Here is a 585-nt window from a genome sequence, read left to right as displayed (position 1 = left end):
TCTGCACCTGAAATGACCGAGCACAGATCAGAAATGCTTTTATTTAACAGCTTTAGCTGTTGATTAAGCATCCGCAACTGATTAGCGTACATGGCCAATACTTGATCAACGGAATCGGCAACCGTCTTGCTAAGCCGATAAGAACTTCTAATGGCTTTCTTCAGTGCTTTGGCAACACTTTTGGCATCGCCAAACCGGCCATGAGATAAATGATTTAGCTCATCAGTTAAGGCTGACAAGGGTATCTGAACCAGGTCATCTAGGGAATACTTCTCATCACTCAGAATGCTAAGCATGGTTGACCCAAAGACTGAGGTAGGCAAGACCGTATCGATGGTGTTCACCTTGTAGTACAGGTTATTTAAAAAGTGATTTTTACAATCATTGATCTGATGGACTAAGTGGTACCGTTCCCGGGTCAAGCGTTGTAAAGCGATGTGCTTTTCATCGCGGGTAACCGGAACTTGATACCGGCCGATCCGTAAGAAATCGGCAATGTGAAAGGCATCAACGGTATCGGTCTTATCATCATCAAATAACTTACTGTAACGGTGCGTCACTTTAGGATTCAAGGTGACCACAGTC

Annotated in this window: 1 protein-coding gene; it reads right to left on the bottom strand. The window is 44.1% G+C overall.

The window, feature by feature from the left end; genetic code table 11:
• On the bottom strand, positions 1-585 hold a 585-nt coding region (locus LPKJCM_RS11590; protein WP_165758610.1), incomplete at both ends, for an IS110 family transposase.

Origin of the sequence: Lentilactobacillus parakefiri, from assembly GCF_002157585.1 — a bacterium.
In the GTDB taxonomy this organism is placed as follows: Bacteria; Bacillota; Bacilli; order Lactobacillales; family Lactobacillaceae; genus Lentilactobacillus; species Lentilactobacillus parakefiri.
Note: the sequence above shows the minus strand (reverse complement) of the source record. Positions and strands in the feature narration are given on the sequence as shown.